This is a genomic window from Candidatus Tisiphia endosymbiont of Ditula angustiorana (assembly GCF_964026425.1).
Classification (GTDB): domain Bacteria; phylum Pseudomonadota; class Alphaproteobacteria; order Rickettsiales; family Rickettsiaceae; genus Tisiphia.
Genome location: NZ_OZ032143.1, coordinates 1732797 through 1744686, shown reverse-complemented (window position 1 = coordinate 1744686; position 11890 = coordinate 1732797). Strand labels below are relative to the sequence as shown.

Genomic DNA, 11890 nt, shown 5'->3' with positions numbered 1-11890 from the left:
AATGAAAACAGCTATTAGTGGATCATAAAAATCTGTTATATTTTAGATATAACCGAATTTGGAATATTCTATATGTATACTAAAAGATTAGAAGCATCTGTAATGCATGATATCTTAGTCCAACTTGATAATCTTGGTTGGATTGTCGATGAAAAAGACCCAAAATGTAACGTCTTTCAGCAAAGAGTGAAACTTACAAAGCAAAAAGAATTACTTAACGGTAAAATACCTGACTTTGTACTATACAAGGAAGTAACGAACCAATAATAATAATTGAGGCAAAAAAACCGAATGAAAGTATACAATTAGCAATGAACCAAGCATTGAATTTGTATGCTAAACCACTAAATACGCCACTTATATTTGCTTATAATGGAAGTTATATTGAAACACAATATTTGTATAATGGACGTAATCTTAAAATTGATGGGGAAGATGTAAGGCAATTTATAAATCACCATACGGCACTCAGATTTGTTAATGAGGGTTCTGAAATACTATCTGCGGTAAATTTTATTCAGCATTCAAGAGACGAACTTATTAAGGTATTTAAAAGTGCAGCTAATTTACTAAGAGAGGATTGATTACAAGCTGGTCTTGATAGATTTGGGGCATTTTCTGATATTTTGTTTTTAAAAATTCTTGATGAAATTTCTGTTCTAAAGATGTGTGGAAGTGAAGAGAATACATTAGATGAGTATCTTAGATGGAGTTCATTTACTAAGAGAAAAGGAAAAGAATTGTATCAATATGTAAAAGATGTTGTTTGGATTAAGATTAACGAGAAATATGGCGATATTTTTAACGAAGCATTCCCTATTAGTTCACCTGATATTTTTGAAGAAATTATTTGTGAGCTTTCAAAACTTAACCTTACAGCTTCAGATAGTGATGTGAATGGTGATGCTTTTGAGTATTTTTTAAAAAATGCTTACCAAGGCATCAAAATTAAAGATTTAGGCGAATATTTTACACCTAGAAACATTGTAAGAACAATGATAAGTATGGTTAATCCTAAAATTGGCGAAACCATTTATGACCCTTTTTGTGGTACAGGAGGGTTTTTAATTGAAGCGTTTAGATATTTAAAAATCAGAACTTCGTTTAACGATGAGATGCAAAATATTCTAAGAAAAAAAACAATTTACGGTTCTGAGATTACTGTAAATGCAAGAATTGCAAAAATGAATATGATTTTGTTCGGAGACGGACATAGTAATATCAAAAAACAAGACACCATTTCTGATTATGTAAATCAAAAATATGATATTGTAATTACAAATCCACCATATTCGCAACAAACAAGGTTTGGGTATTTATATCCCATTCAATCAAATAATGGTGACGCTATTTGTGCTTTGCATTGCTTTGAAGCTTTAAAACTAGGTGGTAGAGGTTGTTTACTTGTAAAAGAAAATTTTCTTTCAGATGGGGGCGATGTTGGAAAGGTAAGAGAGTATATTTTTAATAACTCATCAAATGTTTCTATTGTTTCATTGCCAAGAAAGCTTTTTGAACCTTACACACCAACAAAAACAAGCATTGTGTATTTCGAGAAAAACAGAAAGATATCAAACACGTTCTTTTTTGCAGTTAATGCGGTTGGTCATGAACTTGGTTCAAGAAAGAAGCCAATTAAGGACAATGATTTGCCAGCTGCACTTGATGCTTTCAATAATAAAAAGACTGTTTTGGAAATTGAGTCTGCTATAATAGCATCAACTGAAATCGCCAAGAATGGTTATAGTTTATGGATTTATGATTATTTTGATATTTTTGCTAATTTAAAAGGCGATATTATAAAACTTGGTAATTATATTGAGGAGATAACAGAAAAAACAGAGCCGTCTTTACAACCAATTACAGATTTTAGAATTCTAGGTGTAAGTAATAGTATTGGTGTTTTTGACAATGAAATTTTAAAAGGTGAGGACATAAACCAAAAATACAAGCAGGTTCAAGCTGGAGATTTGGTATATAATCCGCATAGGATTAATGTTGGTTCTTTAGGTTTAGTCTTTGAGGATTTAAGCGGTGGTTATGTAAGTGGTATTTATATCGTCTTTAGAGTTTTAAAAAAATTCCAAGATACTCTACCATCCGAATATTTATTACATATTTTAAAGTCAAAATATTATTTAGCCATTATTGGCAAATACGATACAAAGTATGGAGCTGTTAGAGCAAACTTAACTTATGAACAGCTTTGTAATATACACATACCATTACTTAAAAAAAATGAAATGAAAGAATTTTTAGAAAAAATAAGTAAACTAAATAATATCACGGAAGAATTTCAGAAAATTAAAAATAATCTTAAAGAATCTATACATAAAATTTTACCTCATTTATGAATTAAATATAATTTCAGATTATTTGACATAAAGTAACAAATTACATACTATACCGCAACTAAAATATGTCTTTGGAGAAAACATGCAATCAAATCGGTTATATTTATTTCGAGATACGCGTTTTTTGCCTATCTTCATAGTACAATTTTGTGGTTGTCTGAATGATAATATACTAAAAAATGCTCTAATTATATTAATTACCTATAAGCTATCTAGCCAACTGATGGATTTAACCCAATTGCTTGTGCTAGCTGCTAATACTATTTTTGTATTACCTTTTGTAATATTTGCAAGTATTGCAGGACAGATGGCTGATAGATATGAGCGATCAACTTTAGTTAAAATCATTAAATTATTTGAACTAGCTATAGTGCTTTTTGCTACTTATGGGTTTTTTTACAATAGTTTAGTTATACTTTTTTTATCTATATTTTTTATGGGTATACATTCAACATTTTTTGGACCAATAAAATATAGTGTTCTGCCGGACCATTTATACCAAAATGAGTTATTGGGAGCTAATGGATTTGTTGAGGCAGGAACATTTATCTCTATTTTAATTGGTACTATTATTGGAGGGTACTACACTATAAGCGGTAATCTAATAACTATTAGTTTGATAATTATTGCTATAGTTGGCGTTGTTTCTAGTTATTTTCTGCCAAAATCAAATAATTCTAACTCTAAAATTAAAATAAATTTAAACTTATTTCGTGAAAGCATAGAAATGATTAAATATGCTAAAGCTAAAAAACAGATATATTTAGCGATTCTTGGTATATCTTGGTTTTGGTTTATCAGTGCAGCAATACTTGCCCAAATCCCATCTCTTGCTAAAGATACTTTTGGAGCAGATGAAAATGTCGCTAATTTGTTCCTTGCAACATTTTCAGTTGGAGTAGGCATTGGTTCTTTTTGGTGTAGTAAGATTTTTGAAAATGAAATTACCACAAAATATGTTTTTGTCTCGGCAATTGGCATAAGTATATTTGGCATTGATCTGTTTTTTGCCAGTCGCATTAGTGCAATTCATTATGAACCGGAACAGTTAAAGAGTATATTTGTCTTTTTATCTAAAAGGCATAATTGGCGGATTATTATAGATTTATTTTTTATAGCTGCTATAGGAGGTTTATATATTGTTCCACTTTTTGCATCATTACAATATTTTAGCTCTTCAGCTCATCGTAGTAGAATAATTGCTATAAATAATTTTATTAATGCTATATTTATGGCTGTGTCTACTGCAATACTTTCATTGTTATTCCATTGGGGATATTCGATACCATTTGTTATATTATTTATTAGCCTACTTAACATAGTAGTAGCTTATTATATTTATCAATTAATTCCTGAAGTAAAAATAGTACCTTTTGCTGTTATCCGAAGTATTTTGAAATTTATTTTTGATTGCATGTATAGAGTGGAAGTTAAAGGCATTGAAAATTTTTATAAAGCTGGCAAAAGATCAGTAATTATAGCTAATCATATTTCATATATTGATCCTGCCTTACTTGCAACCTATCTACCTGAAGAAATGACTTTTGCCATTAATACAACTATAGCTAAAGCATTGTGGGTAAGACCATTTCTAAAAATGGCAAAAACGCTGTCGGTTGATCCTACTAATGCAATGGCTATAAAAACTTTGATTAGAGAGGTACAAAAAGATAAAAAAATTGCTATATTTCCCGAAGGAAGAATAAGTATTACTGGTTCTTTAATGAAGATATATGAAGGACCTGGCATGATTGCTGAGAAATCTGATGCAACAATTCTACCTGTAAGAATAGATGGTACACAATTTACTCATTTTTCCAAACTTAAAAACATACTAAAAACACGGATATTTCCTAAGATTACTATCACTATTCTACCACCAGTAAAATTTCCTTCTAAGCCGAATATAGATAACAGGGAAAAGCGTAAATATATAGGTCAGGCTCTTTATGATATCATGGCTGATATGATGTTTGAAAGCTCTGATTATCATAATACTATATTTCAGTCTCTAATTGAGACAGCAAAAGCTTACGGTTTTAACAAAAAAATAATACAAGATATTGATGATAAATCTATTACCTATCGCCAATTAATATTGGGATCTTTTACTTTAGCAAATTTAATAAAACAGGATACGGAAGTAGCTGACTATGTAGGTCTTATGCTACCTAATATGGTTGAAACTATTGTTACTTTTTATGCTATGCAAGCCTGCTGCCGTCGACCAGTTATGATTGACTATATGAGTGAGGTTAGCAATATAGTGGATTCATGTAAAACAACGTCAGTTAAAATAGTATATACTTCAAAACAGTTTGTCGAAAAAGCTGGATTACAGGAAGTGGTGGCAAAAATCTTAGCAGTCAATATAAAAATTATTTACCTTGAAGATTTAACACAAAGAATTGGTTTATATTTAAAAATTAAGGCTATTATTGCCAGCTTCTTCCCACAAAGTTATTACAACAATATATGTAGCAGTTATGATGATAATGATCCATCAGTTGTAGTATTTACTTCGGGTATTTCAGCAACAGCTAAAGCTGTAGTATTATCACATAGGAACTTGCAGGCTAATAGATGCCAACTTCTAGCTAAGGTACATTTTAGTCCTGATGATTTTGCCTTTATGGCTTTACCGCTTTTTCACTGTTTTGGTTTATCTGGAACAATAATGATGACACTCAATGCTATACCAGTGTTTCTTTACCCGTCTTCTCTACATTATAGGAGTATTCCTGAGGTAATATACGATATCGGAGCGACAATTATGTTTGGTACGGATATATTTTTGCATGGTTATGCTGTCTATGCTCATCCTTACGATTTTTATTCTATAAGATACGTATTTACCAGTAGTGAGAAACTGAGAAAAGAAACAAGGGAATTATGGCTTGATAAGTTTGGTATAAGAATTTTTGAAGGATATGGTACGTCAGAAACATCTCCAATAATATCTTGTAATACCCCAATGCATTATCGTGCTGGAAGTGTAGGGCGTTTGATGCCTAAAATAGAATATTACATTAGACCAATTCACAATAGACCTCTTGCAGAATTTGCTTCTGCTGAGGGATTTAAAGAAGCCACGGAGCTTCGACCCGCAACGTACTCAAATGTATGTGAGGAGCAGAATACCAGTAGCACAAATAAATTATACTCAAATCAGAAGAGTATACCAGCAGAAGTAGAATTATGCGAGAGATCTATTGGAATAGAGGGGATAGGACAACTATTCATCAAAGGACCAAATATTATGCTTGGCTATATGCACTCTAATAATCCCGGAGTTATCCACCCTACATCATCAGAAGAATTGGGTTTGGGATGGTATGATACTGGAGATATCGTAAAAATTGATGAAGGTGGATATCTTACCTTATTAGGTCGTATTCAGCAGTTTATGACAATAGAAGAAGTAATTTCGCTGATATTAATAGAGGATTTAGCTAATATGATCGATGTTGATAGTAAGCATGTTGCCATTTGCCCTGATGATGATAATAAAGACAGACAGATTTTTCTCTTTACCACAAGTCAGACCATAAATAGTGAAAAATTCATAGAAATAATGCATAAAAATTCAATAAACTCAAACCAAAAGAATATACCAGTTATTATCCCTGTTAAAGAAATACCGATTCTACCAATAGGTAAAGTAAATTATCGGCAAATAACTAAAATGCTTGAAAATTATAAAAAAGTAACTAGAATGCTGAAATAAGGTAGGGAGCTATGTAAGTAATGGTGCTTATGTGACTGAAACGATGTCATTCCTGTGTAGTACTACAGTTGTAGTTACTACACAGAGCTGTCATTCCCGCGTAGGTAGAGGAATCTAATACGATCTTACGGTGTCACCCCTGCATAGGCAGGGGTCTAAAATAACTTAACACAACCTATCTTGGTCATTTTTTTAGATTCCGCACCGAAGCAGGAATGACATAAACCCTCGCTGGGATGCTTACTATTACCCACAAAATAACAATGGTGAAAAAGAAGTAAAAATAATATACTGATTTGCAATTAAAATATTACATTGTAGAGGTATAGTATGAGTCAAGAAATAATAAATAATTATTTGACCGAGGAATTTAGTGGAGCTATTTTGGGTGATAAAAGGCTGACAAATAGGTTAATAAAGATAGCTGATAATTTTGCAAATATACCTGAAAGCTCAATTAATCAAGCATGTGGAAATTGGGCAGAAACAAAAGCAGCATATCGTTTTTTTAAAAACGATAATGTTAAGGAATCAAAAATATTAGAAGCCCATATTGCTAAAGCAGTAGAAAGAATCAAAGAGCATGATAAAGTTCTTGTTATACAAGATACTAGTTATATCACATATACTAGTCATAAAAAAACTACTGGATTGGGTGTGTTATCAAGAAAAGAGGGAAAGAATGTTAAAAATATTGAATGTAAAGGTCTGATAATGCATACTGCCTTTGCGGTTGCTACCAATGGATTAGCACTTGGGTTGTTGGATCAAAAGATTCACAATAGACCAGCAGTGCCTGAAGAAATACAACAGTTAAAAAAAACTAGTCATGGTAATGCGGTACATATTAAAGATAAAGAAAGTATGAAGTGGCTTAATGCATTACAGAACACTATTAATGCAACGAATAATAGTAATACCCAAATTATAACTGTTTGTGATAGAGAAGCTGATATATATGATTTTTTTGAATTGGCACAAGCTCAGAAATCTAAAGTTTTAGTTAGAGCTGCACAGGATAGAGAAATAAATAAAAAGTCAAAATATTCCAAAAAAGATAGACAATATTTGTGGAAGGTAGTATCGGGTTTCCAGTGTGCTGGAGAAATAGCAGTTAAAGATACTAGTCAAGAAAATAAAGCTAATAGGATTAGACATTTGGAAGTTAGATTTGGAAAATTTATAATGAATCCTCCTGTAAACAATGTAAGACATAAAACAGAAACATTGCCAAATTTACCAGTATATGCCATCAATGTTATTGAGCGTCGTCCCCCTAGTGGAACAACACCATTAGAATGGATGTTACTAACCAATATAGTTATCAATAATTTTGAAGAAGCTATAGAGAAAGTAAGATGGTATTGTTTAAGATGGAGAATTGAAATTTTTCATAAAATTTTAAAATCTGGATTTAGGGTTGAACAATGTAGACTTGCAACAGGAGAAAGATTAATAAAATACTTGACAATCATGAGCATAATTGCTTGGAGAATTTTTTTTATTACTTTAATTGGCAGAACTAATCCTAATCTACCATGTAGTGTAATATTAGCTGAAGAAGAATGGCGAGTTTTGTATGTAAAGATACACAAAGCAGCTCCCCCTAATAATACAATTCCTACAATAAAAAATGCTATAATATGGGTTGCTAAATTGGGTGGGTATTTAGCAAGAAAAAATGATCTAGAGCCTGGTCCTATTGTATTGTGGAGAGGATGGCAACGGTTATTTGATCTAGTTCAAGGTTATCAATTAGCTAACTCTAATATTTGTGGGTAATAGTAAGGCTGGGATGACATCGTTTTGACGTTAGTACTACAACTGTAGTAGTAGGCAGGAATCTAAAAAATAACCTGCAAAAGCTATTAGATATTATGGATTCCCGCCTACACGGGAATGACATACTAGCGATCCACGTGAGCAATGCCTACGCAGGGCTGACGTCAATGCAGGGGTGGTATACTACTCATAAATGAAGAGTTGATAGACGAAGATCAAAATTATGAAGTGCTAGGAGTCAAAGGGTCGAGGAGCGGAGCGTACATTTAGTACGTGAGTACCGAAGATCCCTGAAGACGACAACGCAATTCTTGATTTTCATCGAGTATATCTAGGCCGCTTAAGTTGACACCCATGTACTATCTTGGATTAATAAACCATTTATAACAAACTAATCTATTTAATAGAAAAATATTATGCATAATGTTGTTGGTAAAGTATTATTGATTATTGTTGTTGTTCTTCTAGCATTATTTGCTTATAAAACTATGAAGACTCCTAGTGCTTCTACTACGGTTTCGATTAACACTCTTGATCAGCAAGTGTTAGACAGAAAAGAAGAAGTGGAAAAAACCGAGAAAATTATAAAAGAATATTTGTTAAATAATCCTGAAATAATCATTCAGGCAATAGAAGGTCTTCAGCAACGTAAAATGCAAGAAATGGAAATAAAAACTAGCGAATATATAAAAGATAATAAATCTGAAATAGAGGATTCTCTTACATCTCCTGTACTTGGTAACCCGAATGGAGATGTAGTCATCGCTGCTTTTTATGATTATAATTGTAGTTATTGTAAAAAAGGCCATAACTTTATTAACCAGTTAATCAAATTAGATACGGGGGTTAAAGTCGTTTTAAAACCATTCCCGATTCTTGGCGATGCATCTAATTATGCTGCAACTATTGCTTTAGCTGTTTATAAAACCACTCCAAATAAGTTTCAAGATATTCATGATGGTTTAATGGTCTTAAAATCTATTACCAAAGAATCTGTAGAAAAATTGTTACTAGTAAATAATCTAAATCCTGAAGTAATTGCGGAAGAAATCAATAAAGATGAAATAAAAAATCTCATCGACAAAAATGTTAAGTTAGCAAAGGGTTTAAAAATACAGGGAGTACCTGCTTATATTATTAATGGTAAATTAATAGCAGGAATGGTAGATCTAGACCAATTGCAGACGATAGTTGCTGATATACGAAGTCAAAATAAGTAGTTTAGGTGTCATCCGTTCCTGCGTAGTACTACAGTTGTAGTTACTACACAGAGCTGTCATTCCCGCCTCGGTGTGCGGAATCTAATACGATCTTACGATGTTACCCCTGCGTAGGCAGGGGTCTAAAATAACTTAACACAACCTATCTTGGTCATTTTCTATATCCCAGCTTTCGCTGGGATGACATAATGGCGAGTAGGGGTGGCATAAAAGGAAAGGCAGGGGTGACATCACCCCTAATGGCGATGATTACTTGAGCCTACTATTAATTTATTACATCGATAGTTGAGGTTAAGATAACATTAACATATATAAATGATCCTAGCCAAAATATTTGCAAAATTGACTTGCAATAATACTTAAAAATATTATACTTACGTCTATTAGCAACGTGGCTTTGGTATGCCTAGTTTTTGCTAGACTGATCTTAAAATACCAAATAAAGGAATTATAATGCCTAAATTAAAAACAAAATCAGCGGTAAAAAAGCGCTTTAAGCTTACTGCTACTGGCAAAGTCTGTGCCACTCAAGCTGGAAAGAAGCACTTCATGCGACGTCGTACAAAATCTCAGCTTCGTAACCTTAGAGGGACAACAATTCTCTGCGATCAAGATGCAAAGAACTTGAAAAAATTCTTTCTTCCATATGGAATTTAATAATTTAAATAAGGAAATAGGTGAGATATGTCACGAGTAAAATCAGGAAAAGTTTCAAAAAATCGTCATAAAAAAATTCTCAAACTTGCTAAAGGTTATAGGGGAAGATCAAATAGTTGCTTTAGGGTAGCAATTGAAAAAGTTGAAAAAGCTCTACAATATGCTTATAGAGATCGTAGAAATCGTAAGCGTGATTTTAGAGGGCTTTGGATACAAAGAATCAATGCAGCAGTACGCGAGCATGATTTAGTATATTCACAGTTTATGGGTGGACTGAAAAAAGCTGCCATAGATATCGATCGCAAGGTGCTAGCTGAATTGGCAGTCAACAACCCACAAGGTTTTGCAGATATAGTGGTGCAGGTAAAGACTCATCTGCAATAGACTTATTAGATATCTTGGATCATTCTACTGCTGATGGTAATTTGGCCGTTGGGATTAGACTAGAATCCTCACGTATATTTGTTATACTGCTTGCGGGTTAAGGTTTCGTCCCTCTTGCAAATTCCCTAGAGAAGAGTATCCTGTAAGAGACCTATTGTTGCTTGCAACTTAGGAGTAGTTTTGCCATCAAAATGAATGAGAGTGTTGAGAACAGGTTCTTTGTGGTAATTTTGTCGTCAAAAATTGCTTCCATTTCTCACATACATCTGCGTACTGCTTGCGGTATTCATCTACATTTTGCCTAAAAATTCCTCAAAAATTATTCAGTTCAATTGGCAACTGGCGATAGTAATTTATTGCATGTATCTATTGTAATTTAGTATAATCTTACTTTTAATTCATTCTTAAATTTTATTAACAATATAAAAATAATAATTTTATGATTAAAAAACTTTTATATACTTTTTTGATTCTTATAATTGCTTCTACTCTTTCTAGTTGCGGTCGAAATCTTGCGGCAAATACATATACTAGTGATTCAACATTAAATATTGTATTGGAAGGAAGGCTTCTTGCCAAAAGAGATATAAAAATCACGGAGGATGAAAGACTTGGTGATAATGCAATTGGTGGTCTAACTGGTGCTATCGCTGGGGGTGCGGTCGCTGCTAGCGGAACTAATAACGCAGCTATAATTGTTGGTGGTGCTATTGTTGGTGGTGTTACTGGTGCAATAATGCAATCTGCTTTGGGAGCATCAAAAGGTACAGAATATATCGTACAGGTTAATAGATCGAATTTGAAAGACGATTATTACGAAGGTAGCAGACTTTTAAGAAATGCTATAGCAGCTGTACGTGCGACAGGTATTATCACCATTGTGCAGGCTAGAGAAGATAAAACCAATCCTGTGATAAATGAGGGGCAAGATGTTCTAGTTATTCTTTCTGAGAAGAGAACTAGACTCATTCCAGCTACATATAAAAATTAATAAAAATACATAGTTATATGGTCAGAATTTTCTTTATAATTTTACTGTTTTTTTCTACATCGGCTTGTACTAAAACGACTTTTGTTAGATCTGCACCTGATTATTCGCAATCGCTAACTAAGTCCAAAGTTGCTTTACTTTTACCACCAAAAGTTGAAGTAAATCAAATTGATGCTTTTAACAAAAAAACGAGAGTTTATAGTTATGAGGATCGCCTTGAAGAAAATATTGTAGATACATTCATAACCAAAATGCAGGACAAAGGGTATAATATTAAACTTTTCTCTAGAACAGAAATTGGTACTAACAAACTGTCAAAATATGTCGTTGATATTAAGGATAATTTTGATGAGACTCTAAATATACTCTATGCTAGTGGAGCTTGGAAAGAGGATGCGGCATATTCTATTGATGAAAAGATTCCTTCTGCAGTTGATCTTGGTGGGAAAGCTGGAGCTGATTTACTAGTTGTAATAAATTTCTATGCGGAGAGTAAAACATCTGGTGCAGTAACTAGGGATTTTTGTACAGAGATTTTGAAGGGATGTATAACTGGTAGAGTCAATTTATCAGACCCATCAGAAGTTTCGCGAGTTAGATTAGCTATTCTTGACGTACCAACTGGTAGGGTACTATGGACACACTCGGTAGGACTGTCTAATGATATGATTGACACCACTATTGCTAGTTTTTCTGATAATGACAAAGTGGATAAGAAAAATCTTTCTATATTGTTTAATTCAGCACTTGCAGATCTTCCTGATGCGAAATAGGT

At 32.8% G+C, this 11890-nt stretch carries 10 protein-coding genes; all 10 read left to right on the top strand.

Going from position 1 to position 11890, the window contains the following annotated elements; all coding sequences use genetic code 11:
- Positions 1-72: 72 nt before the first annotated feature.
- The 10 genes from AAGD29_RS08420 to AAGD29_RS08375 all read left to right on the top strand — a co-directional run bounded on the left by AAGD29_RS08420 (position 73) and on the right by AAGD29_RS08375 (position 11888).
- Positions 73-267, top strand: a complete 195-nt coding sequence (locus tag AAGD29_RS08420; protein WP_341757796.1) for a hypothetical protein — start codon at positions 73-75, stop codon at positions 265-267.
- A 44-nt stretch (positions 268-311) separates the two neighbouring features.
- Entirely contained in the window at positions 312-584 is a 273-nt protein-coding gene (locus AAGD29_RS08415) for a hypothetical protein (protein ID WP_341757795.1), read from the top strand.
- A gap of 42 nt (positions 585-626) precedes the next feature.
- Positions 627-2354, top strand: coding sequence for an N-6 DNA methylase (locus AAGD29_RS08410; RefSeq protein ID WP_341757794.1), 1728 nt, complete (start codon positions 627-629; stop codon positions 2352-2354).
- 82 nt (positions 2355-2436) lie between these two features.
- Entirely contained in the window at positions 2437-6081 is a 3645-nt protein-coding gene (locus AAGD29_RS08405) for an acyl-[ACP]--phospholipid O-acyltransferase (protein WP_410521149.1), read from the top strand.
- A 330-nt stretch (positions 6082-6411) separates the two neighbouring features.
- Entirely contained in the window at positions 6412-7863 is a 1452-nt protein-coding gene (locus AAGD29_RS08400) for an IS4 family transposase (protein ID WP_341757292.1), read from the top strand.
- 416 nt (positions 7864-8279) lie between these two features.
- Positions 8280-9083, top strand: coding sequence for a DsbA family protein (locus AAGD29_RS08395; RefSeq protein ID WP_341757793.1), 804 nt, complete (start codon positions 8280-8282; stop codon positions 9081-9083).
- 453 nt (positions 9084-9536) lie between these two features.
- Positions 9537-9740 carry a 50S ribosomal protein L35 gene (gene rpmI, locus AAGD29_RS08390; protein ID WP_341747956.1) on the top strand — a complete coding sequence of 68 codons (204 nt, stop codon included), beginning with the start codon at positions 9537-9539 and terminating at the stop codon, positions 9738-9740.
- A 27-nt stretch (positions 9741-9767) separates the two neighbouring features.
- Entirely contained in the window at positions 9768-10124 is a 357-nt protein-coding gene (gene rplT / locus AAGD29_RS08385) for a 50S ribosomal protein L20 (RefSeq protein WP_341757792.1), read from the top strand.
- A 439-nt stretch (positions 10125-10563) separates the two neighbouring features.
- Positions 10564-11115: a hypothetical protein gene (locus tag AAGD29_RS08380; RefSeq protein ID WP_341757791.1), complete on the top strand. Its 552-nt coding sequence runs from the start codon at positions 10564-10566 to the stop codon at positions 11113-11115.
- Between the two features lie 17 nt (positions 11116-11132).
- The gene (locus tag AAGD29_RS08375; protein WP_341757790.1) at positions 11133-11888 is read left to right on the top strand and encodes a hypothetical protein; all 756 of its coding nucleotides are present in this window, start codon (positions 11133-11135) and stop codon (positions 11886-11888) included.
- The last annotated feature ends 2 nt before the right edge of the window (positions 11889-11890 follow it).

Bases quoted from the DNA above. Each gene is read 5' to 3' on its own strand.
- AAGD29_RS08420 (WP_341757796.1), top strand. From the start codon at position 73: ATGTATACTAAAAGATTAGAAGCATCTGTAATGCATGATATCTTAGTC.
- AAGD29_RS08380 (WP_341757791.1), top strand. From the start codon at position 10,564: ATGATTAAAAAACTTTTATATACTTTTTTGATTCTTATAATTGCTTCT.
- AAGD29_RS08400 (WP_341757292.1), top strand. From the start codon at position 6,412: ATGAGTCAAGAAATAATAAATAATTATTTGACCGAGGAATTTAGTGGA.
- AAGD29_RS08415 (WP_341757795.1), top strand. From the start codon at position 312: ATGAACCAAGCATTGAATTTGTATGCTAAACCACTAAATACGCCACTT.
- rpmI (WP_341747956.1), top strand. From the start codon at position 9,537: ATGCCTAAATTAAAAACAAAATCAGCGGTAAAAAAGCGCTTTAAGCTT.
- AAGD29_RS08405 (WP_410521149.1), top strand. From the start codon at position 2,437: ATGCAATCAAATCGGTTATATTTATTTCGAGATACGCGTTTTTTGCCT.
- AAGD29_RS08375 (WP_341757790.1), top strand. From the start codon at position 11,133: ATGGTCAGAATTTTCTTTATAATTTTACTGTTTTTTTCTACATCGGCT.
- AAGD29_RS08395 (WP_341757793.1), top strand. From the start codon at position 8,280: ATGCATAATGTTGTTGGTAAAGTATTATTGATTATTGTTGTTGTTCTT.
- rplT (WP_341757792.1), top strand. From the start codon at position 9,768: ATGTCACGAGTAAAATCAGGAAAAGTTTCAAAAAATCGTCATAAAAAA.